This window comes from Inquilinus ginsengisoli, from assembly GCF_031453975.1.
Lineage (GTDB): Bacteria > Pseudomonadota > Alphaproteobacteria > DSM-16000 > Inquilinaceae > Inquilinus > Inquilinus ginsengisoli_A.
Genome location: NZ_JAVDPW010000005.1, coordinates 31,255 through 53,866, shown reverse-complemented (window position 1 = coordinate 53,866; position 22,612 = coordinate 31,255). Strand labels below are relative to the sequence as shown.

The window sequence follows — 22,612 nt, the reverse complement described above, 5'->3', positions numbered from 1 at the left end:
GCCATCGGGCGCTTTGCGGCGTCAATCCGGGGACGGCAACCGGGCATAGGCGGCCGCGGTCGCCTTCGCGCCGTCGCGGAACAAGGCGTCGAGCGCGCGGGTCACGGCGGTGCGGAAGCGCGGATCCGACGGCAGGTCGTCGCCGAACACCGCCTGCAGCCCCATCAAGGCCGGCGCGAGCCGGTCGGCCACCGGCCCGGCGTCACGTGCGATGGCGGCGAAATCGGCGGCCAGCGGGTCGCGGACATCGATCGGCCGTCCGGCCTCGTCCGTCCCGGCGACATAGCGCATCCAGGCGGCGACCCCCAGGGCGTGGCGCTCGATCGGCAGGCCCTGGGCCAGCCGGTCGCGGATGGTGCCGAGCAGCCGCTGCGGCAGCTTCTGCGACCCGTCCATGGCGATCTGCCAGGTGCGGTGCTTCAGCGCCGTGTTGCGGAAGCGGTCGACCAGGGAGCGCTTGTAGCCGGCGACATCGGCGCCGGGCGGCAGCACCAGCGTCGGGGTGCTGTCCGCCATCAGCGCCGCGACGAAGGCGGCGATGCCCGGCTCCGCCATCGCCGTGGCCACCGTCTCGCAGCCGGAGAGGTAGCCGAGATAGGCCAGCGCCGAATGGCTGCCGTTGAGCAGGCGCAGCTTCATCGTCTCATAGGGTGCGACATCGGCCACCAGCGTGGCGCCCGCCGCCTCCCAGCCCGGCCGGCCGGACAGGAAGCGGTCTTCGATCACCCATTGCGTGAAGGCTTCGGTGACCACCGGCCAGGCGTCTTCGACGCCGAGCGCCGCGGCGATCCGCGCCCGGTCCTCGTCGGTGGTGGCGGGCACGATGCGGTCGACCATGGTGTCGGGGCAGGCGATCTCGCCCTCGACATAGGTGCCGAGGTCGGGCGACACCAGCGCGGCGTAGCGCGACAGGATGCGGTGCAGGGTGCGCCCGTTGGCCGGCAGGTTGTCGCAGCACAGCGGCGTGAACGGCTTCAGGCCGGCGGCCCGGCGGCGGGCGATGGCCTGGGCCAGGATGCCGATGGCCGATCGCGGCGCCTCGGGGTGGGCGAGGTCGTGGACGACGTCGGGATGGGCCTCGTCCAGCCGCCCCGTGGCCGGGTCGTGGCAATAGCCCTTCTCGGTCACGGTCAGGCTGACAATGGCGACCGAGGGCCGGCACAGCGCCTCGATCAGGGCGGCCGGGGCCTGCGGCGCCACCAGCACGTCGCGGATGGCGCCGATAACGCGCAGCCGCTCGCCGTCGCTGTCGCGGACCGCCAGGCTGTACAGCCCGTCCTGCGGCACCAGCGCGTCGCGGGTGTCGGGGCTGCGCAGGCTGGCGCCCAGGATGCCCCAGCGCAGGTCGCCCGCCGCCAGCACGTCATCGGTGTAGACCGCCTGGTGGGCGCGGTGGAAGGCGCCGATGCCGAGATGGACGATGCCGGTGGCGACCGCGGCGCGGTCGTAATTCGGCCGCGCCACCGAGGCGGGCAGGCTGGCCAGCGCCGCCGCCCCGAGGCGCCGCGCGGACGCCGGATGGACAATGGTCACGAGCGGCAGGCCTTCCGCGGCCCGGCATGATCCTGGAACGGCATCGACGGCGCTTCCCCTATCGGTCCTGCGGCAGCGCCGATCGACGCCTGCGGTTTCTCTACGATACTAGTATGGTGGCCCAACCTCGGCAACATCCGGCCGGGCTGGTGCGGATCCTGCCGCAGCGCGAGACCTTGATCGTGAAGATCTCGCCCGCCGCGGTCGAGGACGCCCATTTCGTCCGCGCGGCGGTGGAATGCTCCATCGTCCGCGAGGTGGTGCGCGCTACACCCTGACCTGTTCGACCCGCTGCCGCCGTCAGAGGCATAGGCCCAAACGAAACGGGCGGCCCGAAGGCCGCCCGTGCGTGACCGAAACCCGCGATCCGATCAGGTGTCGAGGAAGCTGCGCAGCTTGCGGCTGCGGCTCGGATGCTTGAGCTTGCGCAGCGCCTTCGCCTCGATCTGGCGGATACGCTCGCGCGTCACCGAGAACTGCTGCCCGACCTCTTCCAGCGTGTGGTCGGTGTTCATGCCGATGCCGAAGCGCATGCGCAGCACCCGCTCCTCACGCGGCGTCAGCGAGGCCAGGACGCGCGTGGTGGTCTCGCGCAGATTGGCCTGGATCGCCGCGTCGAGCGGCTGGACCGCGTTCTTGTCCTCGATGAAGTCGCCGAGATGGCTGTCCTCCTCGTCGCCGATCGGCGTCTCGAGGCTGATCGGCTCCTTGGCGATCTTGAGGACCTTGCGCACCTTCTCCAGCGGCATCAGCAACCGCTCGGCCAGCTCTTCCGGGGTCGGCTCGCGGCCGATCTCGTGCAGCATCTGGCGGCTGGTGCGGACCAGCTTGTTGATGGTCTCGATCATGTGGACCGGGATGCGGATGGTCCGCGCCTGGTCGGCGATCGAGCGGGTGATGGCCTGCCGGATCCACCAGGTGGCGTAGGTCGAGAACTTGTAGCCGCGGCGGTACTCGAACTTGTCGACCGCCTTCATCAGCCCGATGTTGCCCTCCTGGATCAGGTCCAGGAACTGCAGTCCGCGGTTGGTGTATTTCTTGGCGATCGAGATCACGAGACGGAGATTGGCCTCGACCATCTCCTTCTTGGCGCGCCCGGCCTCCTTCTCGCCCTTCTGCACGGTCGAGACGATGCGGCGGTACTCCGAGATCGGCAGCCCGACCTCGGCCGAGATCTGGCTGATCTGGCCGCGGACACGCTGCGACGCGGTGCCGTTCTTCTCGGCGAACTTGGCCCACTTCTTGTCGAGGCCGCGCACCCGCTCGAGCCAGTTGGGGTCGAGCTCGTGCCCGAAATAATGCTGCAGGAAGGATTCGCGGCTGACCCCGCCCTCGACCACCAGCCGCATCAGCTGGCCTTCGAGGCCCATCAGCTTGCGGTTCTGGCCGTAAAGCTGCTCGACCAGCTGTTCGATCCGGACGTTGTTGAGATGGACACCGTCCATCAACCGGACCATGTCCTCCTTCAGCTTGTCGTATTTCGAATCCGACTGCTTCGACAGCGCCTCGCCCTTCTGGATCTGGCTCAGGCGCTGCTCCTGCAGCTTGTGCATCTTCTGGTAGGTCTGCTCGATCGACTCGAAGGTCTCGAGCACCTGCGGCTTCAGCTGCTCTTCCATGGCGGAGAGCGAGATGCCGCCATCATCGTCATCGGCGGATCCACCCGCCGCTTCGCCTTCGCCCTCGGCTTCCGGCTCGGCCAGTTCCGCCGCCGCCGCAGCCGCCGCGCTCATCGCCAGGGCCTCGCCCTCGGGGCTGGCCCCGTAGGTGGCGTCGAGATCGATGATGTCGCGCAGCAGCATCTTCCCGTCCTTGAGGGAAGAGTGCCATTCGATCACCGCGCGAATGGTCAGCGGGCTCTCGCAGATGCCGCCGATCATCATCTCGCGGCCGGCCTCGATGCGCTTGGCGATCGCGATCTCGCCTTCGCGCGACAGCAGTTCGACCGACCCCATCTCGCGCAGATACATGCGCACCGGGTCGTCGGTGCGGCCGACATCGTCATCGTCGAGATTGCCCGCGGCGCGGCCTTCGCCATCGGCCTCGCTGGTGGTCGCGGCCGCGTCCTCGGACTCCTCGTTCTCGACGACGTTGATGCCCATCTCGGAGAGATTGGCCGTCACGTCCTCGATCTGCTCGGACGAGGTCAGGTCCGGGGGCAGGGCGGCGTTCAGCTCGTCGATGGTGACGTAGCCGCGCTCCTTGCCCTTGGCGATCAGCTTCTTCACCGCCTGGACCGTCACGTCCATCATCGCGCCGTCCGCGCTCTCCTCGCGCGTCTCGGCAGAATCCGCCGCCGTCGCTGTCTTGGTCGCCATATGCACCCCGTGCCCTTCGCCGCCACCGTCGGGGCCCTGTTGCCAAGGGGACCCAAGCTGGCTCTCATAACCGAGCTTCCGCGCGCAAGGAAGGGCCACGACTCGGATCGGCCATGCCCCATCGCGCCGCGGCGCCTATTTTCCTACCCTGCCCGGGGGCTTAGAACCCACCCGGCACCGTCTGCCGACGTTCGATCTCCTGCTGCAGGCCACGCCAGCGTTCCAGCGCCGCCTCCGTGCCCTGCCGCCCCAGCGCCCGGGCCGCATCCGCCAATTCGCGCTTCAGCGCGCGCAGCTCGATATGCCCCATGATCATGGCCCAGCCGGCACGCGCTTCGTCCAGCGACGTCTCCGGCCGGGTGAAGGGCCACTTCCTGCGAATGCGGTCGACCAGGGCCGGCGGCAATCCACCGGCTTCGGGAACAGTGAGGTAGGGCCGAGTCACGTTCGAATCAAGCCCATCCGAGTCGCGACCGTGCGAATCACCGATTCGCGCCAGCAGAGTCTGGCGCAGCGAATCGAGTCCGGGATCGGAGATCTCGACCATGGCGAAGCTTTCGCCGACCTCCTCGCCCAGGGCCGGATGCATGGCGAGCACTTGCAGCAGGACGCAAATCGCCACCCGGTCGTCCTGTTCGTCCTGGATCGATTGCGGCTTGGGGCCGATCGGCGCCGGCGGCTTGCCCGGCCGCCAGTCCCCCTCCTTCCGGCGGGGGCGGAACGGATAAGTTTCCTCGAATCGGGCCCGCAGATCGGCTAGGTACTGGCCTTGCACCGACGAATCGGCGATCCGCCGGGCCTGGGCCTCGATCCCGGCGCGCAGCCCGGCCCGGCCTTCCGGAGTCTCCAGCCGATGCATCGTGGTCTGGCGATCGAACAGCACGCGGACCAGCGGCAGGGCGCTGTCCAGCACCGCCGCCATCGCCGCGCCGCCGCCGGAGCCGCGGATCAGGCTGTCCGGGTCCTCGCCCTGCGGCAGGAAGGCGATGCGGACGGAATGGTCCGGCTTCAGCTGCGGCAGGATGCGGTCCATCGCCCGCCAGGCGGCGCGCCGCCCGGCCTCGTCGCCGTCGAAGCACAGCACCGGCACCGGCGTCATCTTCCACAGCTCGACGATCTGCTCCTCGGTCATGGCGGTGCCGAGCGGCGCCACCGCCGCCTCGAAGCCCGCCTTCACCAGGGCGATCACATCCATGTAGCCTTCGGCGACGATCACCGTCTGGCCCTGGGCCGCCGCCTGCCGGGCGCGCGACATGCCGTAGAGCAGCTGACCCTTGTGGAACAGCGGATTGTCCGGGCTGTTCACATATTTCGGGCCGTCGCCCTCCATGATCCGGCCGCCGAAGGCGACGGTGCGGCCGCGCCGGTCCGCGACCGGGAAGATCACCCGGTTGCGGAAGAAGGAGTAGAGGTCGCGGCCATCCTCGGGCCGGCGCACCAGCCCGACCTCCTCCATCATCGCATCCTGGTAGCCCTGGCCGCGCAGGTGGCGGAGCAGCTTGCCGGCGTCGGGTGGGGCGAAGCCGAGGCGGAAGCGCGACACCGTCTCACCATCCAGGCCGCGGCCCTTCAGATAGTCGCGCGTCGCCCGGCCGGCCGGGCCGTGCAGTTCGGATTCGAAGAAGGCGCAGGCGGCCTCGACCACATCGTACAGCGACTTCTGCCGCTCGAACCGGGCGCGGTCTTCCGGCTCGGCCTTCGGTACCTCCAGCCCGGCCTGGGCCGAGAGCGATTCGATCGCCTCCATGAAGGACAGGCGGTCGTGCTGCATGACGAAGCCGATGACGTCGCCATGCGCGCCGCAGCCGAAGCAGTGGAAGAAGCCCTTCTGGTCGTTGACCGTGAAGCTGGGCGACTTCTCCTTGTGGAACGGGCAGCAGGCCTTGAACTCGCCCTTGGTGCCGCGCTGCAGCGGCACGCGCTTGCCGACCACATCCGAGACCTGGAGGCGGGAGCGCAGTTCGTCGAGGAATCCGGGGGAGAGGGCCATGCGGTGGTTCTAATGTCCGAGGACGCTACAGCCTAACGCGATTCCCGACGCGCAGGTCCGCTCTTCTCAAAGTCCGCGCCTCCCGATTGTCATGCCCGGGCTTGACCCGGCAATCCAGGGGCTGTCGGCATTTTCTGGATGCCGGGTCAAGCCCGGGCATGACAGGGGATGGGATGAGGCAGGTCGCCCGCCCGTTAAGACAATTGCGCCTTCACCGCCGCCGACACCTTGGAAAAATCCATCTGGCCGGCGTAGCGTGTCTTCAGCTCGGCCATCACCCGGCCCATGTCCTTCATGCCGGCGGCGCCGAGCTCGGTGATCACGGCGCCGATCGCCGCCACCGTCTCCGCTTCGCCCATCGCCTGCGGCAGGAAGCGCTCGATCAGCGCGATCTCGCCCTGCTCCTTGTCCACCAGGTCCTGGCGGTTGCCCTGCTGGTAGAGGGCGATGCTCTCGCGCCGCTGCTTCACCATGGTCTGCAGCAGCGACAGGATCTCCTCGTCCGGGATGCCGTCCATGTTGCCCTTGCCGCGGGCGTCGATGTCCTTGGTCTTCAGGGCGGCGATGATCATCCGCACGGTCGAGAGCGTGCGCTCGTCCCGGGCCTTCATCGCCGTCTTGAGCGTGTCGGTGAACTGGGTGCGCAGCATGATCGGATCCTCCTGGCAGAAGCGGCGCGAATGTCGGCCATCCCGCCGAGATAGGCAAGAGGAGGGGGCCGCCATTCCTCCAGCGCGGGCAAGAGGGGCTGGAATCTTGTCAACGTCCGTGCTTTATGCCTGGAAATTCATGCCCCCGAGGTTGCCATGACCCACACCGCTCCGCCTCCCGGCGCCACTGCGGCGCTCGTGCTCGCCGATGGCACGGTGCTTTGGGGCCGAGGCATCGGGGCGACCGGCCGCGCCATCGGCGAGGTCTGCTTCAACACCTCGATGACCGGTTACCAGGAGATCATGACCGATCCGTCCTATGCCGGGCAGATCGTCACCTTCACCTTCCCGCACATCGGCAATGTCGGCGCCAATCCCGAGGACATCGAGACCGGGACCTCGGCGGCGCGCGGCCTGGTGCTGCGCGACGACATCACCGAGCCGTCGAACTGGCGCGCCACCCGCGACTTCGACGACTGGCTGCAATCCTTCGGCCTGATCGGCATCGCTGGGGTCGACACCCGGGCGCTGACCCGGCGGATCCGCGACGCCGGCGCCCCGACCGGCGTGGTGATCCACGCCCCCGACGGCAAGTTCGACATCCCGGCGGCGCTGGCCGAGGCCAAGGCGTGGCCCGGGCTGGAGGGTATGGACCTGGCCAAGGACGTGTCCTGCACCCAGACCTATCGCTGGGACGAGACGCGCTGGGCGCTGGCCACCGGCTACGGCAAGCTGGAGAACCCGAAGCGCAAGGTGGTGGCGATCGATTTCGGCGCCAAGCGCAACATCCTGCGCTGCCTGGCTTCGGCCGGCTGCGAGGTCACGGTGCTGCCGGCGACGGCGACCGCCGAGGACGTGCTGGGCCACGCGCCGGACGGCGTGTTCCTGGCCAACGGCCCCGGCGACCCGGCGGCGACCGGCACCTACGCCGTGCCGACGATCAAGGCGCTGCTGGACAACGGGCTGCCGATCTTCGGCATCTGCCTCGGCCACCAGATGCTGGCCCTGGCGCTGGGCGGGCGCACCGAGAAGATGGCGCGCGGCCATCGCGGCGCCAACCACCCGGTCAAGGACCTGACCACCGGCAAGGTCGAGATCACCAGCCAGAACCACGGCTTCCAGGTGGTGCCGGAAAGCCTGCCGAACACGGTCGAGGTCACCCATGTCAGCCTGTTCGACGGCTCGAACGAAGGGCTGCGGCTGAAGGACCGGCCGGTGTTCTCGGTGCAGTACCACCCCGAAGCCAGCCCCGGGCCGCAGGACAGCCATTACCTGTTCCAGCGCTTCGTCGACCTGATCGACGCGCAGAAGCGCTGAACCCGTGCAGCGACACCGGGAGCCGCCGCGCCTGACCGGCCCCCGGGTCACGCTGACCCTGTCGGGGCCGGGCGAGGCCGCGGCGCTGGCCGCCTTCCACGACCGGGAGTGGGACCATCTCGGCCCCTGGATGCCGCCGCGCAGCGCCGCCTGGCGCAGCGAGGCCCATTGGCGCCGCTGGGGCGAGGAGACGGCGGACCTGTTCCTGGACGACCGGGCGGTGCGTATGGTACTGCGCCTGCCCGGCCAGCCCCAGGCCGGGGTCGTCGGGCAGCTGAACCTGAACATGCTGATGCGCGGCCCGTTCCAGGCGGCGACGCTGGGCTATCACCTCGCCGCCGCGCAGCAGGGCCAGGGGCTGATGCGCGAGGCGCTGGGCCTGGCAATCCCCTATGCCTTCGGGCCCCTGGGCCTGCACCGGCTGATGGCCAACCACCTGCCGGAGAACACCCGCAGCGCCGCCCTGCTGGCGCGGCTGGGCTTCGTCCGCGAGGGCTACGCCAAGGACTACCTGTTCATCGGCGGCGCCTGGCGCGACCATGTGCTGACCGCCCTGACCACGCCACATCCGGTCGACCCGCCGCCCGCCGGATAGCGCCCGTCGCGGAACCGTGCGCTTCCGCCTGCCGTTGCCTTCACGAGAGCCGATCGCAATACGCCGATCGACCATCGCAGCGAGGAGGCGACAGTGCCGGACGACCACCCGCCGACGATCAACACCACCGAGGCCCGCCAGGGCGAGACCAGCGGCCATATGCGCCGCGTGCTCGGCCTGTCGCTGACGGCCGCCGCCGTCGTGTTCGCCATCGTCCTGATCTGGTGGGTGGTCTGATCGGCCATCCCGATCCCGGCCACGAAAGAGGGCGGCCCGAAGGCCGCCCCGATTCTCTGACCTGCAGCGCACTCACATCCAGTAAGGCGGCACGCGGTAGTAGTCGTGCACCTGCTGCGCCCATTGCCGGTCGTCCCAGTCGAAGCGGTCGCGGACGGCATGGGCCGGGGCGCCGCGCAACTGGTCCTCGCTGATGTCGAGCTCGTAGGCGTCGAGGCCCTCATTGTAGGTCAGCATCGACCAGGGCAACGCGTAGTGGTCGCTGCCGATGCCGAGGAAGCCGCCGAAGGTCATCACGGCATAGCCGACCCGGCCGGTCCGCTTGTCGATCATCACCCGCTGGATGGTGCCGATCTTGTCGCCGTTCGGTCGCCGCACCGGGGTGCTTTCGACCTTGTCGCTGGCGATCAGCCGTTCGGTTTCGCGGCTGCTGAGATCACGCGCCGTCTGGGTCTGCATGGTTGCTCTCCATGATGGTGGGTCTCATGAAAGCAACGGCCCCGCCCGGCGACCGGTTCCGCGGAACCGGTCGCAACAGAGATAGGATCGGGAGGCGAGTCAGGCCGCAACCTCAATGCCAATGCTGGGTGCGGCGCCAATTGTTGGTGTTGTTGTGGTGCCGGTCGTGGCGCCCCCAGTTGCGGTTGTGGTTGTCGTGGTTCCGCCAGCGATGCTGGTCCTGGCGATGGTTGTTGTAGCGGCCAGCCACGAACGGACGCCTGTGGTCCCTGCTGTCGACCAGCAGGACGGAGGCGGGACGGTCGATCTGGGGTGCCGACGGGGCGGCCTGTGCCGGTGCTGCCGCCAGCGCGGCGATGCCGGACGACATCAGGACGGCGGAGAGGGTGGCGGCGATGCGCGCCGCTTTCAGAAGGCTGTTCAAGATTCATTCCTTTCGAGGTCGCGTGAGGCGCCCTCTGGACACCGATCCGATCACAGAGGGGCGAGGTGACCGGTCGGGCAAGCGCACCCCGGGGTCGGAGGCGCTGCATGGGAAACGGCCTGCTTCGCCGCCCCGTTCCCGGAACCAGCCCGAGGCCGGTCCGATTGATGGGATGAGGCCGCCATTCCGGATCCGCCGGACGGACGGCAACCCCGCACAGGAGGCAAGCCATGCCGAAGGGTGACAAATCGGCCTACACCGACAAGCAGAAGCGCAAGGCCGAACACATCGAGGAGGGCTACGAGGCCCGCGGCGTTTCCGAGACGGAGGCCGAGCGCCGGGCCTGGGCGACGGTCAACAAGGACAGCGGTGGCGGCAACAAGAGCGGCTCCGGCCGCGGCAAGCCCGACACCAACGCCGCGGCGAAGAAAGGTGGCAAGGCCGGCGGCAAGGCGGCTGCCGCGCGCCCGGCGGCGGCACGCAGCGCCTCGGCCAAGAAGGCCGCAGCGACCCGCAAGCGTCAGGAGCATCACGCGACATGAACATCATGCCCGAGGACGACGCGGTGATGAGTGTCCCCAAGCCACCGCCGGATGATCCGACCAAGCCGCCGATGCCAAACCCGAGGCCGGACACCCCGCCCGACGGTCCGGGGCAACCGCCACCGGAAGTGCCGCCGAGCGGCCCGGCCGAACCGCCGCCCCTGCCGGAGCCGATGCGGATGTGAACCGGGAGAGGAGGGCCGGCGCCATGCGCCGGCCCCTTCAGGTCAGACTGGCATCAGACGGTCAGTACCAGCCCCATCCGCGATGGTGGTTGCGCCAGTAGCGGTCACGGCGCCAGTCATGGCGGTCGCGGCGCCAGTCGCGATGATCGCGCCACTGGTTGCGCCGCCAATTGTCGTGGTGGTCGCCGCGCCAGCCCCGGCGGTCGTGACCCCAGTCGCGGCGATCGCGATCCCGGCGCCAATCCACCTTGGTATCGAGAGTCGTGGTGCCCTGGCCGTGCCAGACCAGCGGCGTCACCGGCGCGGGCGCCCGATCCTGGGCGAAAGCAGCGCCGGAAGCACCGGCGAGAAGCAAAGCCGCCGAAGCGGCGACAAGAACGCGCTTCATACGGGACAACATGGCGATCGATCCTCTTTCATAAGCGTCCGGCCAGACCTGTTGGTGTCATGCGGACCTGCAACCCACACGAAGCACCGACGCCATTCCGTCGCGAGGACAAAGAGAATCTGAAAAATCATCCAAGAGTTCAGTCAGTATTCAAGGGAACCTTCGTTCGATCCGGTTCTTGACTTGAAATTACCACAAAGCTGACAAAATCTATATTCACTACAAAAGCTAGGTATAACGCCGGAACTCATTGGCCCAGAGCCCATTTTCCTGGAAAGATCCCTTCAGCGCAGCCGCAAAATCCGTCGATTCACGGCCGCTGCCATGACATCCGACACAAACCCATGCAGCCGGCCGTCAGCCGTTGCGAGGCCGGTCGGCCCGAGGATCGGTCGGCCCAGGCTTCAGAGAATGGCGAGGGGGAGCTTGCGCCGCGGCGGCGGGAAGGCGCGGTCGAGGGCCGCGAGGTCGGCCTCGTCGAGCACGAGGTCGAGCGCCTGGCGATGCTCGCGCAGCCGGTCGATCCGGCTCGATTTCGGGATCGCCACCACGCCCTGCCGGGTCAGCAGCCAAGCCAGCGCCACCGTCGCCGGCGCCACCCCGTGCCTTCGGGCGACGCCACCGAGACCGGGGTCGTCGAGCAGCCGGCCCTGGCCGAGTGGCGAATAGGCCATCACCGGCAGGCCGCGGTCCTGGCACCAGGGCAGGAGATCCCATTCGATGCCGCGCGCGCCCAGGCTGTAGCAGACCTGGTCGGTCGCGGTGCGGCCCTCATCCTCGCGGCCCCAATCCTCGAGGTCGTCGAGGTCGAAATTGCTGACGCCCCAATCCACCACCTTGCCGGCGGCCCGCAGCTGCTCGAACGCCTCGATGGTCTCGGCATAGGGCGCCGAACCCTGCCAGTGGAGGAGGTAGAGGTCGATCCGGTCGGTGCCGAGCCGGCGCAGACTGCGCTCGCAGGCGGCGACCGCGGCGGCACGGCCGGCATTGTGGGGATAGACCTTGCTGACCAGGAACACCCCGTCGCGCCGGCCGCGGATCGCCGCGCCCACCACCTGCTCGGCGCCGCCCTCGCCATACATCTCGGCGGTGTCGATCAGGCTGAGGCCGAGATCGAGTCCGGCAGCCAGCGCCGCCGCCTCCTCGTCGGCCTCGCGCCGGTCCTCGCCCATGCCCCAGCTGCCCTGCCCCAGGATCGGCATGGCGGCGCCCGACGGCAGGGCCACGGTGGTCTCTCCCGCCGGCCGGCGGCGCAGGCCGGACCCGTCGATGCTGCTCATCTCTGCTGCTCCCCCGCCGGCCGCCTCACTCCGCCACCGCGACCTGATCCTGGCGCGCCGCGCCGGCCGGCGCCAGGGTCCAGATCGCCAGCGATTCCTGCCGGCCGCGGATCTCGGTCCGCCCGGCGGGATCGAAAGCCCCCAGCACCTCGCGCGGGCAGCCCTCGCGGCCGGCCTGGATCACGGCGGCGTCGCTGGCCACGACCTGGGTCTCGAGGCGGCGGCTCAGCCGCTCCAGCCGGCTGGCGACGTTGACGGTGTCGCCGACCACGCCGAATTCCAGCCGGCGCTCGTCGCCGATATTGCCCATCACCACCGGGCCGTAATGCAGGCCGATGCCGACCGCCATCGGCTGGGCGCCCCGCGCGGCCCGCTTGGCGTTCCACCGCACCAGGTCGGCGCACATCGCCCGGGCGCAGCGCAGCGCGTTGGAGGCGTCGCGCGGCCCCGATTGCGGCGTGCCGAAGGTCGCCATGACGCAGTCGCCGATATATTTGTCGATGGTGCCGTCATGGGCGAAGACCTGCTCGGCCATGCGGCGGTGGAAGCTGCGCAGCAGCGCCACCACCCGCTCCGGCGCCAGGCCCTCGGCCTGGCCGGAGAAGCCGACGATGTCGACGAACAGGATCACCGCCGGCTGGCGCTGGATCTCGCCGATCGGGGTGGCGGAGCTGGCGAGCCGGCTGACCAGATTGGGCGAGAAGTAGCGCGACAGCGCCATCTTCGCCGCCTCGGTCCGCGCCACCCGCCCGACCAGCCGCCGCGACCGCCACACCGACAGCGCCAGCACCAGCGTGACCAGCACCAGGATGACGGTCTGGATCATCCACAGCGTCACATTGACCGCATGCGGGTCGAGCGACCGGGTGGCGCGCTCCACATCGGTTCGCACGCTCATGTCGACCACGTCGGAGGCGCGAAACAGGATGGTGTCGGACCGCGTCGCCAGCCACAGGAAGCCGAGCGACCAGGCCCCCGCCAGCCCGGCGCCCACCAGCAGCACCAGCTTCGGCGAATAGCTCAGCGCCACGCCGCACAGGAACAGCAGCAGGAACAGGAAATTGGGCAGCCGCTGGGTGAACTGCACCGGCAGGTCGGCACCGAACAGCGGGTTCGGCGCCACCATCAGCACGGTCAGCAGCAGCGCGTCGGCCACCAGGAAGGCGCCGACGCCCATCACGCCGATGCGGCGGCGGCGCTGCAGCAGATAGGGGATCAGGCCCAGCACCAGGAAGACGGCCATGACCCCGAGATAGACCACGGACCGGGTGGCGGGCACCGACAGCACGGTGTAGATCGCCAGCAGCGCCAGGACCAGCACGCGGCCGTAGAAGACGTAGGACAGGCCTGCCCGCTCTTCCCGCTCGATGGCCCCCTTGATGCCGCCGAGCGCCGCCTGCGCCGGTACTGCCATGCCTGCCCTCCCACTGAGTCCCGGTGGAAATGGTCCCGGCGACCCGGCTTCGCCAGGGGGGCGGATCGTGGTAGATGACGTGCGGTCGCCCCTGCCCTGCGCCACCCCACCACCCCCAGGGCTTTCCCCGGGCGCGATCCTTCCTTATAAGAGCGCGCTCCTTCTGGAGCGTGCCCCTCCGTACCTTGCAGGCCGCCCCCATGCCCAAGCGCACCGACATCCGCTCGATCTGCATCATCGGCGCCGGACCGATCGTCATCGGCCAGGCCTGCGAATTCGACTATTCCGGGGCCCAGGCCTGCAAGGCGCTGAAGCAGGAAGGCTACCGCGTCATCCTGGTCAATTCCAACCCGGCGACGATCATGACCGATCCGGAGCTGGCGGACGCGACCTATATCGAGCCGATCACCCCGGAATTCGTCACCCGCATCCTCGAGGCCGAGCGGCCGGACGCGCTGCTGCCGACCATGGGCGGGCAGACCGCGCTGAACACCGCCATGGCGCTGGCCGATGACGGCACGCTGGAGCGGCTGGGGATCGAGCTGATCGGGGCCAAGCGCGACAGCATCGAGAAGGCCGAGGACCGCGCCAAGTTCCGCGAGACCATGGAGGCGATCGGCCTGGAATCGCCGAAGAGCGTGGTGGTCCATTCGCTGTCCGAGGCGATCGACGCGCTGCCCGAGGTCGGGCTGCCGGCGATCATCCGCCCGTCCTTCACCCTGGGCGGCACCGGCGGCGGCATCGCCTACAACCGGGTCGAGTTCGAGGAGATCGTGCGCTCCGGCCTCGCCGCCAGCCCGACCCGCGAGGTGCTGATCGAGGAATCGGTCCTGGGTTGGAAGGAGTATGAGATGGAGGTGGTCCGCGACCGCGCGGACAACTGCATCATCATCTGCTCGATCGAGAACATCGATCCGATGGGCATCCACACCGGCGACAGCGTCACCGTCGCGCCGGCGCTGACCCTGTCGGACAAGGAATACCAGCTGATGCGCGACGCCTCGATCGCGGTGCTGCGCGCGATCGGCGTCGACACCGGCGGGTCGAACGTGCAGTTCGCGGTCGACCCCGAGACCGGCCGCATGGTCGTGATCGAGATGAACCCGCGGGTCAGCCGGTCCTCGGCCCTGGCGTCGAAGGCGACCGGCTTCCCGATCGCCAAGGTCGCGGCCAAGCTGGCGGTCGGCTACACCCTGGACGAGCTGGTCAACGACATCACCCAGGTGACGCCGGCCAGCTTCGAACCGACGATCGACTATGTCGTCGTCAAGATGCCGCGCTTCACCTTCGAGAAGTTCCCGGGCGCCGAGCCGACCCTGACCACCAGCATGAAGTCGGTGGGCGAGGCGATGTCGATCGGCCGCAACTTCGCCGAGGCGCTGCAGAAGGCGCTGCGGTCGATGGAGACCGGGCTGACCGGGCTGGACGAGATCGAGATCCCCGGCGTCACCATGGACGCGCCGGACCTGCAGGTGGTGCGCGCCGCCCTGTCGCGCCCGACCCATGACCGGCTGCTGGTGATCGCCCAGGCCATGCGCCTCGGCCTCGGAGTCGAGGAGATCCGCGCCGCCTGCAAGTTCGACCCCTGGTTCCTGCGCGAGATCGAGAAGATCGTCGCGGCGGAAGAGGAGGTCCGGCGCTATGGCCTGCCCGAGGACGCCCAGGGCTTCGCCCGGTTGAAGCGGCAGGGCTTCTCCGACGCCCGGCTGGCCAAGCTGGCGGATGTCAGCGAGGCGGAGGCCAGCGCCGCCCGCCGCGGCCTGGGCGTGGTGCCGGTCTACAAGCGGATCGACACCTGCGCCGGCGAGTTCGCGTCGGCCACCCCCTACATGTATTCGACCCATGAGGCCGGCTTCGACGCCGGCGAATGCGAATCCGACCCGACCGGCCGCGAGAAGATCGTCATCCTCGGCGGCGGTCCGAACCGGATCGGCCAGGGCATCGAGTTCGACTATTGCTGCGTCCACGCCGCCTATGCGCTGAAGGAGGCCGGCTACGAGACCATCATGGTCAACTGCAACCCGGAGACGGTGTCGACCGACTACGACACCTCGGACCGGCTGTATTTCGAGCCGCTGACCGCCGAGGACGTGATCGAGCTGATCCGGGTCGAGCAGCGCCGCGGCACGGTCAAGGGCGTGATCGTCCAGTTCGGCGGCCAGACGCCGCTGAAGCTGGCGCATGACCTGACCGCCGCCGGCATCCCGATCCTGGGCACGCCGAAGGATGCGATCGACCTGGCCGAAGACCGCGAGCGCTTCCGCGACCTGCTGGACCAGCTGGGCCTGCGCCAGCCGCAGAGCGGCATCGCCCGGTCGGTCGAGGAGGCCGAGGCGATCGCCCAGGAGATCGGCTTCCCCTGCCTGATGCGCCCGTCCTACGTGCTGGGCGGCCGGGGCATGGAGATCGTCCACGACCTGCAGGGCTTCCGCCGCTACATCACCACCGCGGTCAAGGTCTCCGGCCGCAACCCGGTGCTGGTCGACCGCTACCTGCAGGATGCGATCGAGGTCGATGTCGACGCGGTGCGCGACGGCACCCAGGTCTATGTCGCCGGCATCATGGAGCATATCGAGGAGGCCGGGATCCATTCCGGCGACAGCGCCTGCGCCCTGCCGCCCTATTCCCTGCCCGCCTTCGTGGTGCGCGAGATCGAGCGCCAGACCAAGGTGCTGGCCGACGCGCTCGGCGTCATCGGCCTGATGAACACCCAGTTCGCGGTCAAGGACAACGAGGTCTACGTCATCGAGGTCAACCCGCGCGCCAGCCGCACCGTGCCCTTCGTGGCCAAGGCGACCGGCACGCCGATCGCCAAGATCGCGGCCCGGGTGATGGCCGGCGAGAAGCTGGCCGACTTCACCCTGCGCGGCCCGAACCCGCCCTACACCGCGGTGAAGGAAGCGGTGTTCCCGTTCAACCGCTTCCCCGGCGTCGACGTGATCCTGGGGCCGGAGATGAAGTCGACCGGTGAGGTCATGGGCCTGGACCGCGACTTCGGCCGCGCCTTCGCCAAGAGCCAGCTGGGCGCCAACCAGAAGGTGCCGCTGGCCGGCACCGTCTTCATCTCGGTCAAAGACCGCGACAAGGCGGCGATCGTCGCCATCGCCCGGCGCATCGCCGAGCTGGGCTTCGAGATCCTGGCGTCGAGCGGCACCGCCACGGCGCTGGAGCAGGGCGGCCTCAAGGTCCGGCGCATCAACAAGGTGATGGAGGGCCAGCCGCACATCGTCGACGCCATCCTGAACGGCGAGGTGCAGCTGGTGTTCAACACCACCGACGGCGCCCAGACCGTGCGGGACAGCTTCGGCTTGCGCCGCGCCGCGCTGGTCAATAACATTCCCTACTCGACGACCGTGGCCGGGGCGCGCGCGACTGTGGAGGCGATCGCCGCGCTGAAGGCCGGGGCGCTTGAAGTCGCCCCGCTGCAATCCTACCTAGGTTCGGCGCGGTAGCACCGGGGGCAGGGATACGAGCAGGTCTGATGGACCGGCGTCCGTGACGCCGGCTGTAATGTTTATTGGCTTTTTGGGACTGGAGCACGATGGAAAAGGTGCCGATGACCGCGGGGGGGTTCAACCGCCTGCAGGAAGAATTGAAGCATCTGAAGAGCGTGGCACGACCCGAGGTGATCAAGGCGATCGCCGAGGCGCGCGAGCATGGTGACCTGTCCGAGAACGCGGAATACCACGCGGCGCGGGAGCGCCAGAGCTTCATCGAAGGCCGGGTGATGGAACTCGAGGACCGGATCAGCCGGGCCGAGATCATCGACACGTCCAAGCTGTCCGGCGACACCGTCAAGTTCGGCGCCACCGTGACCCTGGCCGACGAGGACACCGAGGAAGAGATCACCTACCAGATCGTCGGACAGGACGAGTCCGACATCAAGGAAGGCCGGCTTTCGATCACGGCCCCCCTGGCGCGGTCGCTGATCGGCAAGTCCGAGGGCGACCAGGTCGAGGTCACCACCCCCGGCGGCTCCAAGAGCTACGAGATCGTCACCGTCCAGTTCGTCTGACCACATCGGTCCGACCGGACGCCACAAACGGCCCTGTCCCTGGCAGGGCCGTTTGCGTTCCGGACGCCTGCCGACCTCCCGGATCTTAGGGGATTGTCATCCGGCCCCGCGATCCCGATCCTGGCAGGTGGGGCCTCGGCGTTGCTGGCAGCCGCTGGCCCGGTCGGGGGGAGGGCCATGGCCATGGCGCGGGTGACCGGGGTGCGGGCTTTGCCGATCGTCGGCCTGGTGTTCCTGGGGCTGGGGCTGCTCGGGCTGATCGGGGCCGGCGTGCTGGGCCTGCTGGAGCTGCGCAGCAACCGGCAGGCGCAGGCCGACGGCGTCATCATCGGCTTCGACAACGGGCCGGAGGTGGAATTCACCACCAGCCAGGGCACCACAGCGCAGTTCCGCAGCCCGGTGAGGAGCACCAGCTTCGCCCGCGGCGACCATCTGGCGGTGGCCTACGACCCTGCCGACCCCAGCGACGCGGCGGTCGACGGCTTCGCCGGCCGCTGGTTCCTGCCCGGCCTGTTCGCAATCATCTTCGGCGTCTTCTTGGTGATGGGCGCCGTGCTGTCGCTGGTGGGAAACATCCTGATCGGCCGCGGCCGCCCGGCGCAACGCTAGGACCACGACCGGCACCGACCTATCGGCCCATTGTCTAATCCCTTGCTCGGACAGCAGAATTTGTCTGCGCCCACCCGGCTGCCAGATGTCATCCAGGCGATACCGATGTTAAATCGAACCGTCATCATCCCCGCGTAGGGATCGCCCCGTCGCCATCGTCGCGGACATGCACGGCGACCACAGGGGAGATCAGGATGACCGTCGTGACCAAGCTGTCGGCGGCCGCGTTCGCGCTGGCTGCCGCCGCGGTGTTTGCGCAGCCGGCCCAGGCCGAGCGCACCAAATTCGAATTCTGGTACGGGCTGACCGGCGACCTGGAGCAGCGGGTGCAGGAGACCTGCAAGCGCTTCAACGACAGCCAGCCCGACTACCAGGCGGTCTGCGTCGGCCAGGGCGGCTACCCGAACACGGTGCAGAACGCCATCGCCGCCTACCGCGCCCAGAAGCAGCCGACCGTGGTGCAGGTGTTCGACGCCGGCACGCTGGACCTGATGCTGTCAGGCGCCTTCGTCCCGGCCCGCAAGCTGATGGCCGACAACGGCTACGACATCAAGTGGGACGACTATTTCGGCGGCATCGCGAACTATTATGCGACGTCGAAGGGCGAGCTGATGTCGTTCCCCTTCAACTCCTCGACGGCGCTGTTCTACTGGAACAAGGACGCCTTCGCCAAGATCGGCCGCGACAAGGCGCCAGAGACCTGGGAGGACGTCGAGCAGGCGTCGCGCCAGCTGAAGGCCGCCGGCTACGACTGCCCCTTCGCCTTCAACTTCGACCCCTGGACCAACCTCGAACAGTTCTCGGCCATCCACAACCAGCCGATCGCCAGCAAGAACAACGGCTATGACGGGCTGGACGCCGAGCTGGTGTTCAACAAGACCAAGTTCGTCGACCAGGTCACCTTCATCAAGAAGATGTACGACGAAGGCATCTTCGTCCTGAAGGCCAAGGGCGGCGTGCAGGACACCCAGGACGTCGTCGACAGCTTCTCCTCGGGCGCCTGCCAGATGATCCAGACCTCGGTCGGCGACCACGGCACCATCGGCAAGCTGGCCAAGCCCGACATGCATTGGGACGTGGCCAAGCTGCCGGTCTGGGCCGGCACCGAGCGCAAGAACTCCCTGGTCGGCGGCGCCTCGCTGTGGGTCCTCGCCGGCAAGTCCGAGGGTGAATACAAGGGCGCCGCGGCGTTCCTGAACTTCCTCGCCCAGCCCTCCTCGGTGGAGTGGTGGTCGACCGTCACCGGCTACATCCCGGTGACCAATTCCGGCTTCCAGGCGATGAAGGCGGCCGGCTTCTACGACAAGGCGCCCTACAAGGGCCGCGAAGTGGCGATCGAAAGCTTGACCTTCACCCCGACCACCCCGGTCTCGCGTGGCATCCGCCTCGGCGGCTACGTGCAGGTCCGCAAGGAGGTGCAGGACGCGCTGCAGGCGATCATCGCCGGCAAGGTCTCGGTCCAGGAAGGCCTCGACCAGGCGGTGGAGCGCGGCAACGCGGTGCTGCGCCGCTTCGAGAAGACCTACAACGGCAAGCAGCTGCTCTAAGGCCCATTCTCCGGGTCGTCATCCCGGGCGCGGTGCGGCACGGCAGTGCTGCACCGCAGACCCGGGTTCTCTTCCCGATAGTCGCCGAAGAGATCCTCGCTTCCGCGGGGATGACAGCCAGGGCGAATGCCCCGCTGCCAAGCCTCCAGATCGGATCCGATGGAAAAACGTGCCTTCTTCAGGAATCGGGGCCTGGCCTGGCTGCTGATCGCGCCGCAGCTGCTGCTGGTGTTCCTGTTCTTCTACTGGCCCACCGCCCAGGCGCTGTACTGGGCCTTCACGCTGGAGCAGCCCTGGGGCGGCGGCAACCAGTGGGTCGGGCTGGGGAATTTCGAGGCCATCTTCAGCGACGGCGCCTATTGGAACTCGATCGGCGTCAGCTTCGCCTACGCCGTGCTGGCCACCGGCATCGCCATGGGCGGCGCCCTGGTGCTGGCGCTGTTCGTCGACCGCCAGCTGCGCGGCTTCCGCGCCTACCGCTCGATCTTCGTGTGGCCCTATGCCATCGCGGCCCCGGCCGCCGCCGTCGCCTTCCGCTTCATCTTCTCGCCCGACAGCGGGATGATCGGCGCGCTGAACGCGCTGTGGCCCGGGCTGTGGGACCCGCTGCTGAACGGTCCCCAGGCCCTGGTCATGGTGGTTCTGTGCCATGCCTGGATCTGGATCGGCTACAACTTCATCTTCTTCCTGGCCGGGCTGCAGTCGATCCCCAAGAGCCTGATCGAGGCCAGCGCCATGGACGGGTCGGGCGCCCTGCGCCGGATGGTCGATATCCAGCTGCCGCTGATCGCCCCGACCCTGTTCTTCCTGATGGTGATCAACCTCACCGGCAGCTTCACCGACAGCTTCGGCATCGTCGACATCATGACCCAGGGCGGCCCGGCTAAGGGCACCGAGGTCATGGTCTACAAGATCTATTTCGACGGCTTCAAAGGCCTCGACTACTCCGGCGCCGCCGCCCAGAGCATCGTGCTGATGCTGCTGGTCATGGGCCTGACCTTCGTCCAGTTCCGCTGGGTCGAACGGCGCGTGCATTACGGCTGACGGAGGCGGCGATGATCGAACGCACCCCCATCCTGAACGCGGTCACCCACCTGATCCTGATCGCCGGCCTGCTGCTGGTGCTGCTGCCCTTCGTCATCGTCGTGGTGGCCGCGACCAAGGACCTGCGGGGCGTGAACCAGGTGCCGATGAGCCTGATCCCCGGCACCCATCTGCTCGACAACCTGGCCGAGGCCTGGGGCCGCGGCGATTTCGGCCGGTCGCTGCTGAACAGCCTGATCGTCTCGGTGGGCGTCACCGCCGGCAAGATCGCCCTGGCGGCGCTGACCGCCTTCTCCATCGTGTTCTTCCGCTACCGCGCCCGGATGCTGGCCTTCTGGCTGATCTTCACCACCCTGATGCTGCCGCTGGAGGTCCGCATCGTGCCGACCTATGCGGTGGCCGCCAACGTGCTGGCGCCGTTCCAGAGCATCCTCGACGCCACCGGCCTGTCGACCCTGATCGCCTGGGTCACCGGCATCCAGGTCAGCCTGGAGTGGAACCTGCTGAACTCCTACCCCGGCCTGATCCTGCCGCTGGTGGCGACGGCCACCGGCACCTTCCTGTACCGCCAGTTCTTCCTGACCGTGCCGGACGAGCTGCTGGAAGCGTCGAAGATGGACGGCGCCGGGGCCATGCGGTTCTTCGCCGAGATCCTGATGCCGCTGTCGCGCACCAACATGCTGGCGCTGGCCGCGATCCTGTTCGTCTACAGCTGGAACCAGTACCTGTGGCCGCTGCTGGTCACCACCGACCCGGCCTTCGGCACCGCGGCGGTCGAGCTGAAGCGCCTGATCCCCCCGGTCACCGGCGGGCTGCCGGAATGGCATGTGGTGATGGCCGGCACCCTGATCGTCATGGCGCCACCGCTGCTGGTGGTCGCGCTGATGCAGCGCTGGTTCGTGCGCGGCCTGATCGCCACCGAGAAGTGAGGAGACCTGCCATGGCCCACATCGCCATCCGCGACGTCCGCAAGAGCTACGGCAAGACCCCGGTGGTGCATGGCGTCGACCTGGACCTGCCCTCCGGCACCTTCGCCGTGATCCTCGGGCCTTCCGGCTGCGGCAAGTCCACCCTCTTGCGCATGATCGCCGGGCTGGAGGAGATCTCGTCCGGCGAGATCGCCATCGGCGGCCGGGTGGTGAACCAGCTGGAGCCGCGCGAGCGCGGCTGCGCCATGGTGTTCCAGAACTACGCCCTGTACCCGCACATGACCGTGGCCCAGAACATGGGCTATGCGCTGAAGGTGGCCGGGGTGCCGAAGGCCGAACGCCTGGCCAAGGTGCGCGAGGTGGCGAAGCTGGTGGGGCTGGAGGACTTCCTCGACCGCAAGCCGGCCCACCTGTCCGGCGGCCAGCGCCAACGCGTCGCCATGGGCCGCGCCATCGTGCGCGAGCCGGAGGTGTTCCTGTTCGACGAGCCGCTGTCCAACCTGGATGCCAAGCTGCGGGTACAGATGCGGGTCGAGATCCGCCGCCTGCACCGCCGCCTGGGCGCCACCTCGGTGTTCGTCACCCACGACCAGGTCGAGGCGATGACGCTGGCCGACATGCTGATCGTGATGAACAAGGGCGTGGTCGAGCAGATCGGCCGCCCCGCCGAGATCTACAACCGCCCGCGCACCCGCTTCGTCGGCAGCTTCATCGGATCGCCGGCGATGAACTTCATCGAGGGCCGTATCGTCGAACCCGGCCTGTTCCGCTTCGACGGCAACAAGGATATCGCGATCGACCCGGCTGCCGGGCGCGATTTCGTCGAACGATCGGCCGCGCTGGGCATCCGGCCCGAGGCGGTGGAGCTGGTGCCGGTCGACGTGCCCGAGGCGCTGGTCGCCACCGTCGATTTCATCGAGGAGCTGGGCGCCGGCCGTGTCGTCCACACCGATATCGACGGGCTGTCCTTCGCCGTCGCCACCGGGGCCGAGGCGGAGTATACGCCGGGCCAGCCGGTGGGCCTGCGCCTGCCGGCATCGCAACTGCACTTCTTTGACCTGACCAGCGGCCTGCGCCTCGACGCCGAGCCGTCGGCCGACCGCCGCGCCGCCATCGCCACCGCCGCCTGAGCGAGA

22 protein-coding genes are annotated in these 22,612 nt (G+C 68.7%); 13 read left to right on the top strand and 9 right to left on the bottom strand.

The window, feature by feature from the left end; genetic code table 11:
* Positions 1–21 precede the first annotated feature (21 nt).
* Positions 22–1,533 carry a mannitol dehydrogenase family protein gene (locus E9232_RS14725; protein ID WP_309794909.1) on the bottom strand — a complete coding sequence of 504 codons (1,512 nt, stop codon included), beginning with the start codon at positions 1,531–1,533 and terminating at the stop codon, positions 22–24.
* Between the two features lie 113 nt (positions 1,534–1,646).
* Between E9232_RS14725 and E9232_RS14720 the strand changes: the two genes are divergently transcribed.
* A complete protein-coding gene (locus tag E9232_RS14720; RefSeq protein ID WP_309794908.1) occupies positions 1,647–1,811 on the top strand; it encodes a hypothetical protein in 165 nt (54 codons plus the stop codon).
* Between the two features lie 93 nt (positions 1,812–1,904).
* On the opposite strand, the gene rpoD is transcribed toward E9232_RS14720, so the two are convergent.
* From rpoD to E9232_RS14705, 3 genes are all read right to left on the bottom strand, one after another.
* Positions 1,905–3,851: an RNA polymerase sigma factor RpoD gene (gene rpoD, locus E9232_RS14715; RefSeq protein WP_309794907.1), complete on the bottom strand. Its 1,947-nt coding sequence runs from the start codon at positions 3,849–3,851 to the stop codon at positions 1,905–1,907.
* Between the two features lie 160 nt (positions 3,852–4,011).
* A complete protein-coding gene (gene dnaG / locus E9232_RS14710; RefSeq protein WP_309794906.1) occupies positions 4,012–5,841 on the bottom strand; it encodes a DNA primase in 1,830 nt (609 codons plus the stop codon).
* Positions 5,842–6,035: 194 nt separating this feature from the next.
* A complete protein-coding gene (locus E9232_RS14705; protein ID WP_309794905.1) occupies positions 6,036–6,491 on the bottom strand; it encodes a GatB/YqeY domain-containing protein in 456 nt (151 codons plus the stop codon).
* Between the two features lie 156 nt (positions 6,492–6,647).
* On the opposite strand from E9232_RS14705, the gene carA reads away from it, so the two are divergent.
* The 3 genes from carA (at position 6,648) to E9232_RS14690 (ending at position 8,640) form a co-directional block, all read left to right on the top strand.
* Complete coding sequence (gene carA / locus E9232_RS14700; RefSeq protein WP_309794904.1) at positions 6,648–7,808, top strand: glutamine-hydrolyzing carbamoyl-phosphate synthase small subunit; 1,161 nt, start codon at positions 6,648–6,650, stop codon at positions 7,806–7,808.
* A gap of 4 nt (positions 7,809–7,812) precedes the next feature.
* Complete coding sequence (locus tag E9232_RS14695; protein ID WP_309794903.1) at positions 7,813–8,403, top strand: GNAT family N-acetyltransferase; 591 nt, start codon at positions 7,813–7,815, stop codon at positions 8,401–8,403.
* 93 nt (positions 8,404–8,496) lie between these two features.
* Complete coding sequence (locus E9232_RS14690; RefSeq protein WP_309794902.1) at positions 8,497–8,640, top strand: hypothetical protein; 144 nt, start codon at positions 8,497–8,499, stop codon at positions 8,638–8,640.
* Between the two features lie 72 nt (positions 8,641–8,712).
* Here E9232_RS14690 and E9232_RS14685 read toward each other — a convergent pair whose 3' ends face one another.
* On the bottom strand, positions 8,713–9,099 hold the full coding sequence (locus E9232_RS14685; protein ID WP_309794901.1) for a PRC-barrel domain-containing protein: 387 nt from the start codon (positions 9,097–9,099) through the stop codon (positions 8,713–8,715).
* A 112-nt stretch (positions 9,100–9,211) separates the two neighbouring features.
* Positions 9,212–9,523 (bottom strand): hypothetical protein, encoded by a 312-nt coding sequence (locus E9232_RS14680; RefSeq protein WP_309794900.1) that lies wholly within the window; start codon positions 9,521–9,523, stop codon positions 9,212–9,214.
* A gap of 230 nt (positions 9,524–9,753) precedes the next feature.
* Between E9232_RS14680 and E9232_RS14675 the strand changes: the two genes are divergently transcribed.
* Complete coding sequence (locus E9232_RS14675) at positions 9,754–10,065, top strand: plasmid stabilization protein (protein WP_309794899.1); 312 nt, start codon at positions 9,754–9,756, stop codon at positions 10,063–10,065.
* Complete coding sequence (locus tag E9232_RS14670) at positions 10,062–10,250, top strand: hypothetical protein (protein WP_309794898.1); 189 nt, start codon at positions 10,062–10,064, stop codon at positions 10,248–10,250. The genes E9232_RS14675 and E9232_RS14670 overlap by 4 nt, the downstream gene beginning before the upstream one ends.
* Before the next feature lie 61 nt (positions 10,251–10,311).
* Here E9232_RS14670 and E9232_RS14665 read toward each other — a convergent pair whose 3' ends face one another.
* The 3 genes from E9232_RS14665 to E9232_RS14655 form a co-directional block, all read right to left on the bottom strand.
* A complete protein-coding gene (locus E9232_RS14665) occupies positions 10,312–10,638 on the bottom strand; it encodes a hypothetical protein (protein WP_309794897.1) in 327 nt (108 codons plus the stop codon).
* 404 nt (positions 10,639–11,042) lie between these two features.
* The gene (locus tag E9232_RS14660; RefSeq protein WP_309794896.1) at positions 11,043–11,918 is read right to left on the bottom strand and encodes an aldo/keto reductase; all 876 of its coding nucleotides are present in this window, start codon (positions 11,916–11,918) and stop codon (positions 11,043–11,045) included.
* A gap of 25 nt (positions 11,919–11,943) precedes the next feature.
* Positions 11,944–13,332: an adenylate/guanylate cyclase domain-containing protein gene (locus tag E9232_RS14655; protein ID WP_309794895.1), complete on the bottom strand. Its 1,389-nt coding sequence runs from the start codon at positions 13,330–13,332 to the stop codon at positions 11,944–11,946.
* A gap of 200 nt (positions 13,333–13,532) precedes the next feature.
* Here E9232_RS14655 and carB point away from each other — a divergent pair, with 200 nt between their 5' ends.
* The 7 genes from carB to ugpC all read left to right on the top strand — a co-directional run bounded on the left by carB (position 13,533) and on the right by ugpC (position 22,606).
* On the top strand, positions 13,533–16,784 hold the full coding sequence (gene carB, locus E9232_RS14650; protein WP_309794894.1) for a carbamoyl-phosphate synthase large subunit: 3,252 nt from the start codon (positions 13,533–13,535) through the stop codon (positions 16,782–16,784).
* Between the two features lie 89 nt (positions 16,785–16,873).
* Entirely contained in the window at positions 16,874–17,347 is a 474-nt protein-coding gene (greA, locus tag E9232_RS14645; protein WP_309794893.1) for a transcription elongation factor GreA, read from the top strand.
* Between the two features lie 183 nt (positions 17,348–17,530).
* Complete coding sequence (locus E9232_RS14640) at positions 17,531–17,956, top strand: DUF3592 domain-containing protein (protein ID WP_309794892.1); 426 nt, start codon at positions 17,531–17,533, stop codon at positions 17,954–17,956.
* A 194-nt stretch (positions 17,957–18,150) separates the two neighbouring features.
* Positions 18,151–19,503, top strand: coding sequence for an extracellular solute-binding protein (locus tag E9232_RS14635; RefSeq protein WP_309794891.1), 1,353 nt, complete (start codon positions 18,151–18,153; stop codon positions 19,501–19,503).
* Positions 19,504–19,662: 159 nt separating this feature from the next.
* The gene (locus E9232_RS14630; protein ID WP_309794890.1) at positions 19,663–20,547 is read left to right on the top strand and encodes a carbohydrate ABC transporter permease; all 885 of its coding nucleotides are present in this window, start codon (positions 19,663–19,665) and stop codon (positions 20,545–20,547) included.
* 11 nt (positions 20,548–20,558) lie between these two features.
* Complete coding sequence (locus E9232_RS14625) at positions 20,559–21,476, top strand: ABC transporter permease subunit (protein WP_309794889.1); 918 nt, start codon at positions 20,559–20,561, stop codon at positions 21,474–21,476.
* A gap of 11 nt (positions 21,477–21,487) precedes the next feature.
* Positions 21,488–22,606, top strand: coding sequence for a sn-glycerol-3-phosphate ABC transporter ATP-binding protein UgpC (ugpC, locus tag E9232_RS14620; RefSeq protein ID WP_309794888.1), 1,119 nt, complete (start codon positions 21,488–21,490; stop codon positions 22,604–22,606).
* Positions 22,607–22,612 lie beyond the last annotated feature (6 nt).

What these genes read in the sequence shown, in the direction of transcription:
- E9232_RS14675 (WP_309794899.1), top strand. Translation starts at nt 9,754, where the DNA reads ATGCCGAAGGGTGACAAATCGGCCTACACCGACAAGCAGAAGCGCAAG.
- E9232_RS14670 (WP_309794898.1), top strand. Translation starts at nt 10,062, where the DNA reads ATGAACATCATGCCCGAGGACGACGCGGTGATGAGTGTCCCCAAGCCA.
- E9232_RS14685 (WP_309794901.1), bottom strand. Translation starts at nt 9,099, where the DNA reads ATGCAGACCCAGACGGCGCGTGATCTCAGCAGCCGCGAAACCGAACGG.
- carA (WP_309794904.1), top strand. Translation starts at nt 6,648, where the DNA reads ATGACCCACACCGCTCCGCCTCCCGGCGCCACTGCGGCGCTCGTGCTC.
- dnaG (WP_309794906.1), bottom strand. Translation starts at nt 5,841, where the DNA reads ATGGCCCTCTCCCCCGGATTCCTCGACGAACTGCGCTCCCGCCTCCAG.
- E9232_RS14630 (WP_309794890.1), top strand. Translation starts at nt 19,663, where the DNA reads ATGGAAAAACGTGCCTTCTTCAGGAATCGGGGCCTGGCCTGGCTGCTG.
- E9232_RS14625 (WP_309794889.1), top strand. Translation starts at nt 20,559, where the DNA reads ATGATCGAACGCACCCCCATCCTGAACGCGGTCACCCACCTGATCCTG.
- E9232_RS14660 (WP_309794896.1), bottom strand. Translation starts at nt 11,918, where the DNA reads ATGAGCAGCATCGACGGGTCCGGCCTGCGCCGCCGGCCGGCGGGAGAG.
- greA (WP_309794893.1), top strand. Translation starts at nt 16,874, where the DNA reads ATGGAAAAGGTGCCGATGACCGCGGGGGGGTTCAACCGCCTGCAGGAA.
- E9232_RS14705 (WP_309794905.1), bottom strand. Translation starts at nt 6,491, where the DNA reads ATGCTGCGCACCCAGTTCACCGACACGCTCAAGACGGCGATGAAGGCC.
- carB (WP_309794894.1), top strand. Translation starts at nt 13,533, where the DNA reads ATGCCCAAGCGCACCGACATCCGCTCGATCTGCATCATCGGCGCCGGA.
- E9232_RS14665 (WP_309794897.1), bottom strand. Translation starts at nt 10,638, where the DNA reads ATGAAGCGCGTTCTTGTCGCCGCTTCGGCGGCTTTGCTTCTCGCCGGT.
- ugpC (WP_309794888.1), top strand. Translation starts at nt 21,488, where the DNA reads ATGGCCCACATCGCCATCCGCGACGTCCGCAAGAGCTACGGCAAGACC.
- E9232_RS14635 (WP_309794891.1), top strand. Translation starts at nt 18,151, where the DNA reads ATGACCGTCGTGACCAAGCTGTCGGCGGCCGCGTTCGCGCTGGCTGCC.
- E9232_RS14720 (WP_309794908.1), top strand. Translation starts at nt 1,647, where the DNA reads ATGGTGGCCCAACCTCGGCAACATCCGGCCGGGCTGGTGCGGATCCTG.
- E9232_RS14640 (WP_309794892.1), top strand. Translation starts at nt 17,531, where the DNA reads ATGGCGCGGGTGACCGGGGTGCGGGCTTTGCCGATCGTCGGCCTGGTG.
- rpoD (WP_309794907.1), bottom strand. Translation starts at nt 3,851, where the DNA reads ATGGCGACCAAGACAGCGACGGCGGCGGATTCTGCCGAGACGCGCGAG.
- E9232_RS14655 (WP_309794895.1), bottom strand. Translation starts at nt 13,332, where the DNA reads ATGGCAGTACCGGCGCAGGCGGCGCTCGGCGGCATCAAGGGGGCCATC.